This is a genomic window from Micromonospora arida, from assembly GCF_042873195.1.
In the GTDB taxonomy this organism is placed as follows: Bacteria; Actinomycetota; Actinomycetes; order Mycobacteriales; family Micromonosporaceae; genus Micromonospora; species Micromonospora arida.
The window spans coordinates 122,280-138,159 of record NZ_JBIALC010000016.1; the positions used below are offsets into that span (position 1 = coordinate 122,280).

The following is a 15,880-nucleotide window of genomic DNA, read 5'->3' on the forward strand; positions in this document are numbered from 1 at the left end:
GGTAGGCGGACCCGCCCGACGGTAGTTCACGCCGCGATTTGGCGACAGTGCGGTCAATCACGCCTCGACTGGTCCAGGGAGTCGCGGACGGCGGCGGAGAGCGAGACCGCCTCGGCCAGGTCGATCGGCCGCACCACACCGGCGGGCAGCGTGTCGGCTCGCCAGCCGGGGCCGGCGGCGAGCACCAGCAACGGGCGTCGGGGGGCAGCGAGCAGCGCGCTGAGTTGGGTCGGGTCGGCGGTGGCCCGGGTGTGCGACCAGAGCACAACGGCGGCCGGTCCGGTCCGGTTGACCGCCTCGACGAGAGCGGCCACCGGCACCCGGGCGCCGAGCATCCGGTAGCTGACACCGGCCTCCGCGAGAGCCGCCGCCAACGCCTCCAGCGGCAGCGTGTGCTGTTCCTCGTCGGCGCAGGAGAGCAGGATCCGGGCCGGCCCGGTGGGAACGTTGGCCCGACTGGCCGCCGCGAGCGCCTCCGAGACGCAGCGTGACATCAGGTGCTCCACCTCGATCAGGCCGGCGGTGGCGGCGTGCCGTTCGCCGATGCCGGCGAGCACCGGGCGCAGCAGGCCCTCCCAGGTGGCGACGACCCCGCTGGCGGCCAGGGTGTGCGCGATCGTCTCGCTGATCGCCGCCGCGTCCAGTCGCATGGCTGCCCGGGCCAACCCGCGGGCCGCCGGGCCAGCACGGCCGACCGGGATGGAGCCGCCGCCGTCACGGCCGGTCGGGAGGATGTGAGCGGGGGTGACGGTGCCGGCGCCGTTGGGCATCGGGTCCGGTGCCTGGCGGGCCCAGCGGGCCGCCTCGGCGGGGCTCACCCCCTCGGCGGTGAGCCGTCGCATGATCTCGAGACGGGCCAGATCGCTGGATGTGTACCGGCGATGGTGACCGGGGATGTGTTCGCTGGGCCCGAGCCCGTAGCGCTGGTGCCAGGTACGGAGGGTCGTCACCGCGACCCCCAACCGACGTGCGACCGCGCCCGCGCTCAGCGCCTCATCGACCACCCGACCGCTCCGCCGTGTCATCCGCCGACGATCCGGGCGGCGTCATGGCCGGGCCGGTTGCGCCCGACCGGGACTCCGCAGGGCGTAGCAGGCGGTTCACCACCCCGCCCAGCCAGGGCGCGTACGACCGGGGGTCGAGCTTCAACTCGGCCTCCAGCGCGGTGGGGTCGGCCCACCGCAGCTCGGCCACTTCGTCCTGGTCCGGCAGTAGCGGAGCGCCGGGCAGGAACTCGCCTCGCAGTACGTGGTCGTACTCGAACTCGACCCGACCGGTCGCCGGGTCCTCGGCGTAGTAGACGTAGATGCCGACCTCGGTCAGCTCGACCGGGCCCGCGCCCAACTCCTCGCTCAGCCGTCGGTTGGCCGCCTCGGCGAGCGACTCGCCAGGCTGGGGGTGGCCGCAGCAGGAGTTGGCCCAGCGCAGCGGGAACCGGGTCTTGGCGGCGGCTCGGCGCTGGAGCAGCACCTGGCCGTCCGGGTCCACCAGCAACACCGAGAAGGCCCGGTGCAGCTGACCGGGTGGTTGGTGCGCCGCCGCGACGGTCGTCTCGCCGTGGGCCTTGCCGGACTCGTCGACGAGCTCGACGAGGTGCTTCTCACGACTGCTCATCGGCCTTCCCCGGTGATCCGGCCGGCGGCGAGCTTGCCGGAGATGAGCACCATCGGTACGCCGACGCCGGGTTGGGTCCCGGAGCCGACGAAGACCACGTTCGACAGGTCGCGGTGCAGGTTGGACGGGCGGAACGGCCCGGTCTGGAAGAGCGTGTGCGCGGCGGCGAACGGGGTGCCGGCGGCCATCCCCTGCTCCTCCCACTCGGCGGGGGTGATCGCCCGGAGCACCTCGACCCCGGCACCGAAGCCGACGTAGCCGCGCTCCTCCAGGGTGCCGATCAGCTGGTCGGTGTAGCGCTGGGTCAGGTCGCCGCGCCACTCGAACGGCGCCCGGTGCAGGTTGGGCACCGGGGCGAGCACGTAGTAGGTGTGCCGGTCCGGCGGGGCCACCGCAGGGTCGGTCCGGCTCGGGTTGGTCACCAGCAGCGACGGATCGGTCATCAGCTCACCCCGTCGGATGACCTCATCGAAGGTGCCCTTCCACGCGCGTCCGAAATGGATGTTGTGATGGGCGATCTTCGCATAGGCCTGTCGGGAGCCGACGTGCAGAACGACGCAGGACGGCGAGTAGGTGAGCCGGCGCTGCGGCGCGGCGGGGAGCAGGTCCCGGTAGGCGACCGGCAGGTCGGGGTTGAGCACCACCACGTCCGCCGGCACCAGGTCGCCGTCGGCGGTGACCACGCCGGTGGCGCGGCCGTTCACGGTCTCCACCCGGGTCACAGTGGTGTCGTACCGGATCTGCACGCCGTGCTTCTCGGCCGCGCCGGCCATCGCTCTGGAGACCGCGTGGATGCCGCCGCGTGGGAAGTAGACCCCGGCCACCGAGTCGAGGTACGCGATGACCGCGTAGATGGCCAGCGCGTCGTGCGGCGCGAGGCCGGCGTACATCGCCTGGAAGGAGAAGATCCGCTGGGTACGCGGGTCCCGGAAGAACTGGTTGATCTTGGTCTGGAGGCGCCGGAAGGCCCCGCCGCTGAGCAGCTTGAGCAGGTTGCCGGTGATCAGGTCGGTGGGCGCGTCCAGGTTGCGCTCGATGAAGTCGGTGCGCTCCAACCGCCACAGCTCTCGCGCGTACTCGACGAACCGCAGGTAGCCGTCGGCCTCCCGGGGCCCGCAGACCCGGGAGATCTCGGCCGCCATCCGGGTGGTGTCGGTGAGCACGTCGAGCGTCGAGCCGTCCGGGTAGTACGCCCGGTAGGCGGGGTCGAGCGGGGTCAGGTCCAGCCAGTCGTGCAGCTCCTCGCCGACCGCGCCGAGCGCCTCGGCGATCAGGTCGGGCATGGTGAGCACGGTCGGGCCGGTGTCGAACTCGTAGCCGTCCACGCCGAGGCGGCCGGCCCGCCCGCCGGGCACCGGCTCGCGCTCCAGCACGGTCACCTGCCGACCGCTGCCGGCCAGGTGCAGCGCGCAGGCGAGCCCGCCCAGCCCGGCCCCGACGACCACCACCCGGTCCGTCCGTCCAGTCACCGTCCGCACGGGACCACCTCCTTGCTCAAGTCGCTCATCAGGCCCGCCGGTTGGCAGCGGCGGTGGCCAGACCGGTCAACGCGGTCCGCGCCGTCTGGTCCACGGGTGCGGCGTCGAGCGCGGCCAGCGCGTCGCTGACCCGCTCGGCGATCATCTGCTCCACCCGGGTCACCGCGCCGGTCTCGGCGACCAGCCCGGCGAGCGTGTCGACCGATCCGTCGGCGGCCCGCTCCAACGCCGTGAGCTGGGCCGGCGTGGCCAGCTCACGGGCCAGCATGAGCAGCGTGGTCGGCTTGCCGGTGCGGAGGTCGTCCCCGGCCGGCTTGCCGGTCGCCGCCGGGTCGCCGTAGACGCCGAGCAGGTCGTCGCGGAGCTGGAACGCTTCGCCGACGGCCAGGCCATAGCGGGTGTACGCGGAGACCAGCGGGTCGTCGGCGGGCACCCCGGCCAGGCTGGCACCGAAGAGCAATGGTCGCTGGACGGTGTAGCTGGCGGTCTTGTAACGAGCCACCCGTAGTGCCCGGTCGACCGACCAGCTGCCGGGGTCGTTCTCGCCGAGCACGTCCAGATACTGCCCGGCGACCGTCTCGACCCGCATCTGGTCGTAGCAGCGGCGCACCTCGAAGAGGCGCGTCGACGGCACCGAGGCGTGGGCCAGCAACTGGTCGGCCCAGACCATGCAGAGGTCGCCGATGAGCACGGCGACGGCCTCACCGAACCGGCCGGGATCACCTCGGTGACCGGCGGCGGCGTGCTGTTCGGCGAGCGCGACGTGCGCGGTGGGCCGGCCGCGGCGGGTGGTGGACGCATCCATCACGTCGTCGTGCACCAGCGCGAAGGTGTGCATCAGCTCCAGCGCGGCCAGCGCGGGCAGCACGGGTGGCAGCGGCGCGGTGCCACCGACGGCCCCGCGCCACCCCCAGTAGGCGAACGTGGAGCGGATCCGCTTGCCGCCGGTCAGGACAGCCTCCCGCGCGGTGGCGGCGAACCTGCCCATCGATGCGTCGATGTCGTTGAGGGCGTCGACCTCGGCGGTGAGGAAGGTGTCCAGGGTCGCGTCGACCGCTGTCACCAGATCGTGGGTATAAGCAGCCAGAACGGCGCGGACCGGATCGTCCCCGTCCCCTGGCCCGGTCGGCGCCACGCGGGTCACGTTGCCCGCAACTGCGTCGTTGGCCATGCGGCTGAGCGTACCCTAGGCTACGAGTTGCGTCGATTGGTGCGTCGATAAATGGAGGAGGGTCGGTGGAAACTGATCTCACCGCTGCCTATGACCGGTGCCGTGAGCTGCACAAACGCCACGGCCGCACCTACTATCTCGCCACCCGCCTGCTCCCCGCTTGGAAACGACGACATGTGCACGCCCTCTACGGGTTCACGCGGTACGCGGACGAGATCGTCGACCGCACCGAGGACCTTCCGCCGGCCGAGCGGGCCGCTCTGCTGGACCGTTGGGCCAGCCAGTTCGTGGCCGGTCTGCACGGCGCGCCCGTCGATGACCCACTGTTGCCGGCCGTGCTGCACACGATCGCCGTCTTCGATCTCGACCGGGACGACTTTGCGTCGTTTCTGAAGAGCATGGCGATGGACCTGACCGTCACCGCGTACCCGACCTACGACCACCTGCTCGACTACATGGAGGGCTCGGCGGCGGTCATCGGCACCATGATGCTGCCCATCCTGGGCAGCTCCGACCCGGTGGCGGCCCGGGAGCCGGCCCGGCAACTCGGCTTCGCCTTCCAGCTCACCAACTTCATCCGGGACGTCGCCGAGGACCTCGACCGGGGCCGCACCTACCTGCCGGACGAGGACATGGCGAAGTTCGGGGTCACCCGCGAGGAGTTGGCCGAGGCCCGCGCCCGGGGCCGCGTCACCCCCCGGATCCGCGAGCTGATCGAGTACGAGGTGACCCGCGCCCAGGCCCACTACGCCGCCGCCGCACCGGGTATCACCATGCTGGCGCCCGCCTCGCAGGCCTGCATGCGCACCGCGTACGCCCTCTACGGCGGCATCCTCGACGAGGTGGCCGCGCAGGACTACGACGTCTTCGCCCGGCGGGCCCTGGTGCCGCAGCGGCGACGGATGGCGGTGGCCGCGCGGGCCCTGCTCAGCTCGACCGGTACGCCGGTCGTCATCCCCGGGCCGACGATCCAGCCGGAGAGCCGGTGACCGCGAGCACGGCGATCGTGCTCCTCACCCGCGACCTGCGGGTGCACGACCACCCGGCGCTGGCCACCACCTGTGCGGCCTTCGACCGGGTGGTACCGCTGTACGTGCTCGACCCGGCGCTGGCCGACCTCTCCGCCAACCGCACCCGCTTCCTGCACCAGGCCCTCGCCGACCTGCGCGACCAACTCCGTGAGCGTGGTGGCGACCTGGTGGTCCGGCACGGCGACCCGGTGGCCGAGACGATCCGGCTGGCCGACGAGGTCGGGGCCAGCGCCGTCGCGCTCTCGGCCGACGTCAGCCACTACGCCGGCCGCCGGGAGCGGCGACTACGCGCCGAGTGCGAGCGGCACCGGCTGCACCTGCGACTGTTTCCCGGGTTGACAGTGGTCGAGCCGGGCGCGTTGCGGCCCGGTGGCGGCGGCGACCACTACCGGGTGTTCAGCCCGTACCACCGGGCCTGGGCCGCCAACCGGTGGCGCGAGGAGTTGGCCGCGCCGCGCCGGATCGCGCTCCCCGATCAGGTACGCGTGGGCCGGCTGCCGGCGCTGCCAGCCGGCGACTCGCCGGAAGCGGCCGTCGGCGGCGAGCGGATCGCCCAGGCGCGGCTCGCCGACTGGTTGCCCGACCTGACCCGGTACGGCGATCAGCACGACGACATGGCCGGCGACGACACCTCCCGACTCAGCCCGTACCTGCGCTTCGGCTGCGTGTCGCCGCTGGTGGTGGCGAACCGCGCCGGGGACCGGTCCGGCCCGTTCGTCCGGCAGCTCTGCTGGCGGGACTTCTACTACCAGGTCACCGCCGCCTTCCCGGAGATCTCGGCCGCGGCCTATCGGCGGGGTGCCGCCGAGCAGTGGCGCTACGACGACGACGCGTTGGCGGCCTGGACGGAGGGACGCACCGGGATGCCGATCGTCGACGCCGGGATGCGGCAGATGCTGGCACAGGGCTGGATGCACAACCGGGCCCGGCTGATCACCGCCGGTTACCTGACCAAGCACCTCGGGCAGGACTGGCGGTCCGGGGTGGCGGTGTTCTTCCGCTGGCTGCTCGACGGGGACGTGGCGAACAACTCCGGCAACTGGCAGTGGGTCGCCGGCACCGGCAACGACACGAAGCCCTACCGGGGGTTCAACCCGGTCCGGCAGGCCGAACGGTACGACCCGGACGGCGACTACGTGCGCCGGTGGGTGCCGGAGCTGGCCGCGGTGCAGGGCAAGGCCATCCACCAACCGTGGCGGCTGCCCGAGGCCCTGCGCCAGACGCTCGACTACCCACCGCCCCTCTCGGTGCCCGGCACCGACCCCGTCTGGCTGCGTTGATCAGAGCACCGAGTGCAACACCTCGACCAGCTCGTCCACCCGGTCGTGCTCGGCGAGGTGCGCCGTGGCGTACGCGAAGGTGTAGCCGCGCTCGGGGTCGGCCCACGCGCTGCTGCCGCCGATGCCGCCCATGCCCCAGCTGCCGTCCGGCTCCCATTGCATACCCAACGTCCAGCGGGCGTCGCGATCCAACACCAGGTCCGGCCCGTCGTACTGGACCCGGGTCGCCTCCGCGACCAGCTCCGGGCTGAACAGTCGAACCCCGTCCAGGACACCACCGGCCAGCAGGCCGGCGTAGAGCCGGGCCAGGCTGCGAGCGGTGGCGTGCAGGTTGACGGCCGGTATCTCGGCGCCCCGCCACAGCGGACTGTTCAGCACGGCCAGGTCCAGCCCGCCGGCCGGGTTGCCCAGCGCCCGGGCCCGCAGCGAGCCCGGCTCACCGAGTGCCCGGGTCGGCCACCCCGGGTCGCCGTACCGCAGGTCCGCGCAGCGCAACTGGTCCGCCTCGGTCAACCCGAAGGCGAGATCGAGTTGCCACCGGTCGGCGATCTCCTCGGCCAGGAAACGGCCCACCGACCGCCCGTCGACGCGGCGGACCACCTCGCCCACCAGGTGCCCGTACGACCAGGCGTGTTCCCCGGCGACAGTGCCCGGCGCCCACTCGGGGTCGGCGGCGGCCAGGTCGCCGGTGAGCAGCGCCCAGTCGGCGATCGCGGCGGCCGGTCGGGGCACCGGGAAGGCCGGCAGCCCGGCGGTGTGCGACAACACCTGACGCACTGTGGCGGGAGTGTGGAACTCCGGCCAGTACCGGTCCACTGGCGCGTCGAGATCGACGGTGCCCCGGTCGACGAGGAGCAACAGGCAGAGCGCGGCCACCGGCTTGCCGACCGAGTAGACGTTCACCAGCGAGTCCGGCAGCCACGGTTCGCCGCCCGGCCCGTGGCCGCTGCGGGAGCCACCGGTCAGGTCCACGACCGGCTGCCCGTCGTACCAGATGGTCAGGGCGGCGCCGGTTTCCCGGCCGGAGGCGAGCAGGTCGTGGAAGCAGTCCCGGACCGGAGCGAAGCGTGCGTGCATCCGGCCACGGTAGGCGTCCGGGCTGGTGCGCGCGCCGACATTTCAGCCGACCCCGGTGGTTGGGGTGGTGCCGCTGGGGGATGCTGTTCGGTGTGGCGGAACCGGAGCTGGTGGATGTGGTCGTGGTCGGGCTCGGGGTCGGCGGCGAGGAGGTGGCCGAGCGGCTCGCCGAGGCCGGCCTGAGCGTCGTCGGCGTCGAACGGGGTCTCGTCGGCGGGGAGTGCCCGTACTGGGGCTGTATCCCGAGCAAGATGATGATCAGAGCGGCCAACGCGCTCGCCGAGGCTCGCCGGGTCGACGGGCTCGCCGGGACGGCGCAGGTCCAGCCGGACTGGGCGCCGGTGGCGAAGCGGATCCGCGAGGAAGCCACCGACACCTGGGACGACACGGTCGCGGCGGAGCGGTTCGTCGGCAAGGGCGGCCAACTCGTGCGGGGCAGCGGCCGGCTCGACGGCCCGCGCCGGGTCCGCGTCGGTGACCAGGTGTTCGAGGCCCGACACGGGGTGGTGCTGGGCACCGGTACCCGGCCGTCGGTGCCGCCGATCGACGGCCTGGCCGACACGCCGTACTGGACCAACCACCAGGCGATCGAGGTCGAGGAGCTGCCGGAGTCGCTGCTCGTGCTGGGTGGCGGCGCGATCGGCCTGGAGTTGGCGCAGGTCTTCGCCCGCTTCGGGGTCCGGGTCACAGTGGTCGAGGCGCTCGACCGGGTGCTGGCCATCGAGGAACCCGAGGCGTCCGAGGTCGCCGCCGCGGCGCTGCGCGCCGACGGCGTGGAGATCCACACCGGGGTACGCGCCGAACGGGTCGAGCACGACGGGACCAGATTCACCCTGCACGGTGGTGGCGGCGCGGAGTTCACCGCCGACCGGCTGCTGGTGGTGACCGGACGCAAGGCCCACCTCGCCGAGCTGGGCCTGGACACGATCGGCCTGGACGCCAGCCAGCGTTACCTCCCGGTCGACGACCGTCTGCACGTCACCGACCACGTCTGGGCAGTCGGCGACATCACCGGTGAGGGTGCCTTCACGCACATCGCCATGTACCAGGCGGGGATCGTGGTCGCCGACATCCTGGGCCGCGCCCGGCAGGCGAAGGCGGGCGCGGACGCCAGCGGCACCTCCAGCGTGGTCGGCGGAGCGATGGGCGCGTCCAGTTCGCTGGCCGCCAGCGGATCGAGCGGGTCGGCCGGCACCATCCCGCGAGCCGACTACCGCGCGCTGCCCCGGGTGACCTTCACCGATCCCGAGATCGGCGCGGTCGGGCTCACGGAGCAGCAGGCCCGCGAACGCGGCATCAACGTGCAGGTGGGTTTCACCGCACTGAGCAGTTCGACCCGGGGCTGGATCCACCGGGTCGGCGACGACGGCTTCATCAAGGTCCTGGCGGACGCCGACCAGGGCGTGCTGATCGGCGCGACCTCGGCCGGCCCGGCCGGCGGCGAGGTGCTGTCCGCGCTGGTGGTGGCGGTGCACGCGGCGGTGCCGCTGAGTCAGCTCCGACACATGATCTACGCGTACCCGACCTTCCACCGGGCCATCGAAACCGCCCTACGCGACCTCTCCTGACCCCAGCCCTGCCGGAGGACAGCAAGCGCAGCGCATTTTGCTGTTCATTTCTTTCATCCAGGTGACGTACGATTGCGACCGTGACCAAGCGGTTGACTGAAGTTGCCAAGAAGGCGGGCGTCAGCGAGGCCACCGTCAGCCGGGTGCTCAACGGCCGCGACGGGGTCTCCGAGGCGACCCGCACCGCAGTGCTGACGGCGCTGGACGTGCTCGGTTACGAGCGGCCGACCAAGCTGCGCGGCGAACGCGCCCGGCTGGTCGGGTTGGTGCTGCCCGAGTTGCAGAACCCGATCTTCCCTGCGCTGGCCGAGGTGGTCACCGGCACTCTCGCCCAGCGCGGCTACACCCCGGCGCTCTGTGCCCGGACCATCGGCGGGGTCTCCGAAATGGACTATGTGGAGATGCTCCTCGACCACCAGGTCTCCGGGGTGATCTTCGCCGGTGGCTCGTACGCGCTCGCCGACGCCCGACACGACCACTACCGCCGTCTGACCGACCGGGGGCTTCCGGTCGTGCTGGTCAACGCGGGTGTGGACGAGTTGGGTTTTCCCCGGGTCTCCACGGACGACGCGGTGGCGGTGGAGCAGGCGTACGGGCACCTGCGCTCGCTCGGGCACGAACGGATCGGCATGGTGCTCGGCCCGGAGGGGCATGTGCCGTCGCGGCGCAAGCTCGACGCGATGGTCCAGGCTGCCGGCTGGGACGAGGGCGACGCCGAGTGCGTCGAGCGTTCCAGCTTCTCGATGGAGGGTGCGCGGGTCGCGGCGACGAAGTTGGTTGAGCGGGGCGTGACCGGCATCATCTGCGCCAGCGACGTGCTTGCGCTGGGCACGATCCGGGCGGCCCGACGGCTGGGCCGTTCGGTGCCGGCGGACGTGTCGGTGGTGGGTTTCGACGACTCCGCCTTCATGACGTGCACCGACCCGCCGTTGACCACGGTGCGGCAGCCGATCGAGACGATGGGGCAGGCCGCCGTGGATCTGCTGGTCACCCAGATCGAGGGTGCCGGCGTCCTTCAGGACGAGCTGCTGTTCGAGCCGGAGTTGGTGGTGCGGGGTTCCACCGCGCCCGCCCCCGGCCGCTAGGCACCACACCGAACGACGCTTCGGCCGTCGACCGCCTCTCGCGGTCGGCGGCCGTTTTCGTCGTTGCTCACCCTGTTCGGAATCGACCGCGCCGAATGAACGGCCATAAGCTAGCAATAGCCGGCAAACCGGGCTGCTTTCAGTCCTTTGCCAACATCTGTCGTCATCACGTCGTGTCCTTTCGGAACAGGGTCGATACCTTGCCGAAATGAGTCGGCCTCGCTACAGTGACTCCACTCACACCTGGCTCCGACGCAGCTACTGGGCGTCAGGTCGTATCACCGCAGATCAGCGAAGGTCATTGGAGACACCCGTTCCCGAAGGGATGGACAGATGTCCGTACCGCAATACCGAAAGGCTGCGGCGGTTGCGCTCGTGGCCGGCCTGGGGCTCAGCCTCACGGCATGCTCCACGAAGAGCGACGACAAGGGCTCGAGTGCCGGCGGCAAGGTCACCATCACGGTCGACTGCCAGCCGGTCGGCGCCCAGAAAGAGCTGTTGAAGAACTGGAACGACGACGTCGCCGAGTTCCAGAAGCAGAACCCGGACATCACCATCAAGAGCGTCAGCGTCGGCGAGCAGTGCAACAACCCGCCGGACTTCACTGCCCGCCTCGCCGGCGGCACCGTGACCGACGTCTTCTACGGGTACATGACCGATCTCCAGCAGGTGCTCGACTCCGGTCAGGCGATGGACATCAGTCAGCACGTCAACAAGGACGCGATCCCGACCTGGGACAGCGTCGACCCGGCGCTCAAGGAGGTCTTCACCGACGGCGGCAAGCTCTACGCCGTTCCGGTGAAGAACTACTCGATGGGCCTGGTCTACAACAAGGCCCTGTTCCAGCAGGCCGGGCTGGACGTGAACAACCCGCCCAAGACCTGGGCCGAGGTCCGTGCCGCCGCCAAGAAGATCTCGGCGCTCGGCAACGGCATCGCCGGCTACTCGGAGTACAGCGCCGGCAACACCGGCGGCTGGCACTTCACCTCCCTGCTCTACTCGCAGGGCGGCAAGGTGCTGAGCGAGGACGGCAAGAAGGCCGACTTCAACAACCCCATGGGCAAGCAGGTCCTGCAGAACCTCAAGGACATGCGGTACGGCGACAACAGCATGGGCGCCCGTCAGCTGCTCCAGTGGGGCGACCTGCTGACGAACGCCGGCGCGGGCAAGGTCGGCATGTTCATCGGCGCGCCGGACGCCACCCAGGCCATCGTCAGTCAGTTCCAGGGCAAGTTCCAGGACTGGGCGATGGCTCCGCTGCCCGGCCAGGACGGCGCGGCCAAGGGGACGCTCGGCGGTGGAGAGGGCTACTTCTTCAAGAAGGACCTCACTCCCGAGCAGGTCAAGGCCGGTTTGAAGTGGGTCGCGTACCAGAAGCTCACCCCGGGCAAGGGCCAGTTCGACTACGTCCGGGCCAAGCCGCAGAACTACCCGGTGGGTCTGCCCCAGCCGCTGCTCTTCGCCAACGGGAGTGACGCGCAGAAGCAGGAGTTGGAGCTGCGTAAGGCGAACGCGAACGTCGACACGGCGAACTTCGCGCTCTTCGAGGCGACCCCGGTCCCGATCAAGGGTGAGCCGCGCAACGCCCAGGCCGTCTACGCGGTGCTCGACGCAGCGATGTCCGGTGTGCTGACCAACCCGAACTCGAACATCGACGCGCTGCTCAAGACCGCCGAGGAGAAGGTCAACCAGCTCCTCGCCGCCGAGAGCTGACCGATCGTGTGGGGGTCGGGACGCCGACCCGACCCCCACGCCACTCGCACCACATCTCGACGTCACCGACTCACCCAGGAGTTGCCTTGGCGATCACCACCGTCCCGGAGACCCCCAGGAAACCGGGCCGCCCGCCGTCGCCGTACTCGGCGAGGCCGCAGCGCACCAGTCTCGGCCGCAAGGTACGGGACAACCTCACCGGTCACGCGTTCCTGATCGGGGCGGTGCTCTGCTTCGTCGTCTTCTCCTGGTACCCGATGATCCGCGGCATCGTCATGAGCTTCCAGCGGACCCGGCGCGGCGAGACCACCTGGGTGGGCTGGGACAACTACTCCCGCATCATCGCCGACCCGAGCTTCTGGACGGCCTGGCAGAACACCTTCTACTTCACGGTGCTCGCGCTCGCCCTCGGCTACGTGGTGCCGTTCTTCGTGGCGATCCTGCTCAACGAGTTCCGCCACGCCAAGGGGTACCTGCGGATCCTGGTCTACCTGCCGGTGATGCTGCCGCCGGCCTCCGCGCTGTTCCTCTTCAAGTTCTACGCGTACGACCCCAGCGAGGCCGGGCTCTTCAACGCGATCCTCAAGGCGCTGCACCTGCCCACCTCGCAGTGGATGCAGTCGCCCGAGATGACGATGCCGGCCATGGTGGTCGCGTCGACCTGGATGAACATGGGCGGCGCGGTGCTCATCTACCTGGCGTCGTTGCAGAACATCCCCGGTGAGCTCTACGAGGCCGCCGAGCTGGACGGCGCCGGGATCTGGCGGCGGATCGTGCACGTCACGATCCCGCAGACCCGGCTCATCCTCGCGCTCCTGGCGATGCTCCAGATCGTCGCCACGATGCAGCTCTTCATCGAGCCCCTGATCCTCGCCAACGGTGCGGGCGCGGAGGACTCCGCGACCTCGGTGGCGTACCTCATCTACCAGCACGGGTTCTTCCAGAACGACCTCAACGGCGCCGCCGCGCTGGGCGTGATCATGCTCGTGGTGCTGGCCGGCTTCTCCGCCGTGTACGTGCGGCTGACTGCGAAACAGGACTAGGACGGCGAGGAATGGCACAGGATTCCGGAACCCGGACCCTCATCTCCCACTCCCAGTTGAGCCGGGGGCGCGGCAAGGTCATCTACTGGACGCTGCTGGTCATTGTCGTGGCGGGGTTCACGCTCGTGTTCCTCGGCCCGCTCTACTGGATGGTCACCGGCGCGCTCAAGTCCGGCCAGGAGATCGCGCAGACCCCACCCTCGCTGTTCCCGAAGGACCCGCAGCCGCAGAACTACATCGACGCCTGGAACAACCTGGCCCTCGCCAAGCTGCTGTTCAACACCTTCTACTACGCGATCGGCGCGGTGCTGTTCCAACTGGTCTTCGACAGCGCGGCGGCGTACTCGTTGTCCAAGCTTCGGCCGATGTTCGGCAACGCGATCCTCGGCCTGATGCTGGCGACGCTGATGATCCCGGCGATGGTCCTCATCGTGCCGCAGTACGTGACGGTGCTCGACCTGCCGATCCTGCACATCAACCTGCTGGACTCACCGTTCGCCATCTGGCTGCCGATGGTCGCCAACGCATTCAACATCTTCCTGCTGAAGCGGTTCTTCGACTCGATCCCCGAGGAGCTGATGGCCGCCGCCCTCATGGACGGGGCGTCGTCGCTGCGTACGCTCTGGTCGATCATCCTGCCGCTGTCGCGTCCGATCCTCGGCGTCGTCTCGATCTTCGCCGTGACGGCGGTGTGGAAGGACTTCCTCTGGCCGAAGCTGGTCATGCCCTCGCCCGAGACCCGGACGGTGAGCGTCGGCATCTACACCTTCGCCGGGGGCACACCGATGAACGTGGTGATCGCCGCGTCGGTCATCGCCGCGATCCCGACGGTCATCATCTTCCTGATCTTCCAACGGAACATCATGTCCGGTCTGACCACGGGCAGCATCAAGGGATAACCACCACCGCATCCTTCCGCGCGGCGAACAACGACCGTTCGCCCGACACATGACCAGGTCCGGCGAACCCGCCGACGTACTGACGCAGAAAGCAGGTGCTCGTGTCCACAGCTGACAGAAGTCCGTGGTGGCGTGGAGCCGTGATCTACCAGGTGTATCCCCGGAGCTTCGCCGACGGTAACGGCGACGGCATCGGAGACATCGCCGGCATCCGGTCCCGGCTGAACCACCTGTCCGCGCTCGGCGTCGACGCGATCTGGTTCAGCCCCTGGTACCCGTCCCCGATGGCGGACGCCGGCTACGACGTCTCCGACTACCGCGACATCGACCCGGTCTTCGGCACCCTGGCCGAGGTGGAGGCGCTGATCGCGGAGGCGCATGCGCTGGGCATCCGGACCATCGTCGACGTGGTGCCCAACCACTGCTCCGACGCGCACCCCTGGTTCCAGGCCGCGCTCGCCGGCGGCCCCGGCGCGCCCGAACGGGACCTGTTCTGGTTCCGGCCCGGCCGGGGTCCCAACGGCGACGAGCGACCCACCGACTGGATCGGCGAGTTCGGCGGCGAGACCTGGACCCGCACCACCAACCCGGACGGCACCCCCGGCGACTGGTACCTGCACCTGTTCGCCCCCCAGCAGCCGGACTTCAACTGGGACCACCCCCGGGTGCGGGAGGAGTTCGAGGACATCCTGCGGTTCTGGTTCGACCGGGGCGTGGACGGCATCCGGATCGACTCGGCCGGGCTCCTGGTCAAGGACGGGACGCTGCCCGAGGTCCGTGAGGACGAGCCGCACCCGTTCCACGACCTCGACGGCGTGCACGACATCTACCGGGGCTGGCGTCGGGTCGCCGACGAGTACGCCGACCGGGCGCTGATCGGTGAGGTGTGGCTGCCGGACCGGCAGCGGTTCGCCAACTACCTGCGCCCGGACGAGCTGCACGCCGCGTTCAACTTCGACTTCCTCGGCTGCGCCTGGGACGCCGCGGCGCTGCGGGAGAGCATCGACGGGACACTGAGCGCGCACGCGCCGGTCAACGCGCCGGCCACCTGGGTGCTCTCGAACCACGACGTCACCCGGCACGTCACCCGCTACGGTCGCGCGGACACCCGGTTCAGCTTCGCCGCCAAACGCGAGGGCACCCCCACCGACCTGGAGCTGGGCACCCGCCGGGCCCGCGCCGCCGCGCTGCTCTCGCTGTCGCTGCCCGGTGCCGCCTACGTCTACCAGGGCGAGGAACTGGGCCTCTACGAGGTCGAGGACATCCCGTACGCGATGCGGCAGGACCCGATGTGGGAGCGGTCCGGCCGGATCGACCCCGGTCGGGACGGCTGCCGCGTACCGCTGCCGTGGGCCGGGGACGAGCCGCCCTTCGAGTTCAGCCCCGAGGGTGCCGCGGCACCCTGGCTGCCGCAGCCGGCCGACTGGAAGGAGCGGACAGCCAGCGCGCAGACCGGCGACTCGGCCTCGATGCTGGAGCTGTACCGGGCGGCGATCCAGGCCCGAAAGGCCGACCCGGCGCTCGGTGACGGTGAGCTGACCTGGTTGCCCGCCCCGGACGGGGTGCTGGCGTTCAGTCGCGGTGGCGGCTTCACCTGCCTGGTCAACCTGTCCGCCGCGCCGGTGCCGATGCCAGCTCAGGGGGAGTTGCTGCTGGCCAGCGGGCCGCTCGACGACGGGTTGCTGCCGTCCGACACCGCGGTCTGGCTGCGTACCGCCGAGTCAACCGACGGGCCGCGCGCGGCGGACGGCCCGGCCTGACCTGACTCTGCTCGCCGTGGGGGGGGGGGGGGGGGGGCCCGGCCGCCCCCCCCCCCCCCCCCCCCCCCCCCCCCCCCCCCCGGGGCGCCCCCCCCCCCCCCCCCCCCCCGCGCCCCCCCCCCCCCCCCCCCCCCCCCCGGGTGGGCCCCCCCCCCCCACCC

General features: G+C 71.0%; 13 protein-coding genes. 8 read left to right on the forward strand and 5 right to left on the reverse strand.

Translation table 11 applies throughout. The features are described 5' to 3' along the window. Positions 1–53: 53 nt before the first annotated feature. Genes ACFYP0_RS30970 through ACFYP0_RS30985 form a run of 4 tightly spaced genes read right to left on the reverse strand, consistent with a single transcriptional unit; the run spans position 54 to position 4,263 of the window. Positions 54–1,004, reverse strand: a complete 951-nt coding sequence (locus ACFYP0_RS30970) for a MerR family transcriptional regulator (RefSeq protein ID WP_355496153.1) — start codon at positions 1,002–1,004, stop codon at positions 54–56. Continuing rightward, the gene (gene idi, locus ACFYP0_RS30975; protein ID WP_386998401.1) at positions 994–1,614 is read right to left on the reverse strand and encodes an isopentenyl-diphosphate Delta-isomerase; all 621 of its coding nucleotides are present in this window, start codon (positions 1,612–1,614) and stop codon (positions 994–996) included. The genes ACFYP0_RS30970 and idi overlap by 11 nt, the downstream gene beginning before the upstream one ends. Further along, complete coding sequence (gene crtI / locus ACFYP0_RS30980; protein WP_355495859.1) at positions 1,611–3,092, reverse strand: phytoene desaturase family protein; 1,482 nt, start codon at positions 3,090–3,092, stop codon at positions 1,611–1,613. The genes idi and crtI overlap by 4 nt, the downstream gene beginning before the upstream one ends. A gap of 28 nt (positions 3,093–3,120) precedes the next feature. Further along, on the reverse strand, positions 3,121–4,263 hold the full coding sequence (locus ACFYP0_RS30985; protein ID WP_355495862.1) for a polyprenyl synthetase family protein: 1,143 nt from the start codon (positions 4,261–4,263) through the stop codon (positions 3,121–3,123). Between the two features lie 65 nt (positions 4,264–4,328). On the opposite strand from ACFYP0_RS30985, the gene ACFYP0_RS30990 reads away from it, so the two are divergent. Both ACFYP0_RS30990 and ACFYP0_RS30995 read left to right on the forward strand, forming a co-directional pair. Beyond that, the gene (locus ACFYP0_RS30990; protein WP_124861870.1) at positions 4,329–5,252 is read left to right on the forward strand and encodes a phytoene/squalene synthase family protein; all 924 of its coding nucleotides are present in this window, start codon (positions 4,329–4,331) and stop codon (positions 5,250–5,252) included. Further along, positions 5,249–6,574 (forward strand): cryptochrome/photolyase family protein, encoded by a 1,326-nt coding sequence (locus tag ACFYP0_RS30995; protein WP_386998402.1) that lies wholly within the window; start codon positions 5,249–5,251, stop codon positions 6,572–6,574. The genes ACFYP0_RS30990 and ACFYP0_RS30995 overlap by 4 nt, the downstream gene beginning before the upstream one ends. Here the strand turns inward: ACFYP0_RS30995 and ACFYP0_RS31000 are convergent, their stop codons facing one another. Next, a complete protein-coding gene (locus ACFYP0_RS31000) occupies positions 6,575–7,651 on the reverse strand; it encodes a serine hydrolase domain-containing protein (protein WP_355495871.1) in 1,077 nt (358 codons plus the stop codon). Positions 7,652–7,731: 80 nt separating this feature from the next. Here ACFYP0_RS31000 and ACFYP0_RS31005 point away from each other — a divergent pair, with 80 nt between their 5' ends. From ACFYP0_RS31005 to ACFYP0_RS31030, 6 genes are all read left to right on the forward strand, one after another. Further along, positions 7,732–9,219 (forward strand): dihydrolipoyl dehydrogenase family protein, encoded by a 1,488-nt coding sequence (locus ACFYP0_RS31005; RefSeq protein ID WP_355495873.1) that lies wholly within the window; start codon positions 7,732–7,734, stop codon positions 9,217–9,219. 80 nt (positions 9,220–9,299) lie between these two features. Further along, positions 9,300–10,304: a LacI family DNA-binding transcriptional regulator gene (locus ACFYP0_RS31010; RefSeq protein ID WP_112677526.1), complete on the forward strand. Its 1,005-nt coding sequence runs from the start codon at positions 9,300–9,302 to the stop codon at positions 10,302–10,304. 333 nt (positions 10,305–10,637) lie between these two features. Then, positions 10,638–12,017 carry an ABC transporter substrate-binding protein gene (locus tag ACFYP0_RS31015; protein WP_355495876.1) on the forward strand — a complete coding sequence of 460 codons (1,380 nt, stop codon included), beginning with the start codon at positions 10,638–10,640 and terminating at the stop codon, positions 12,015–12,017. Between the two features lie 86 nt (positions 12,018–12,103). Beyond that, positions 12,104–13,060 carry a carbohydrate ABC transporter permease gene (locus ACFYP0_RS31020; RefSeq protein WP_124821582.1) on the forward strand — a complete coding sequence of 319 codons (957 nt, stop codon included), beginning with the start codon at positions 12,104–12,106 and terminating at the stop codon, positions 13,058–13,060. Positions 13,061–13,071: 11 nt separating this feature from the next. After that, entirely contained in the window at positions 13,072–13,959 is an 888-nt protein-coding gene (locus ACFYP0_RS31025) for a carbohydrate ABC transporter permease (protein ID WP_355495879.1), read from the forward strand. 140 nt (positions 13,960–14,099) lie between these two features. After that, positions 14,100–15,719 (forward strand): glycoside hydrolase family 13 protein, encoded by a 1,620-nt coding sequence (locus ACFYP0_RS31030; RefSeq protein WP_355495882.1) that lies wholly within the window; start codon positions 14,100–14,102, stop codon positions 15,717–15,719. Positions 15,720–15,880 lie beyond the last annotated feature (161 nt).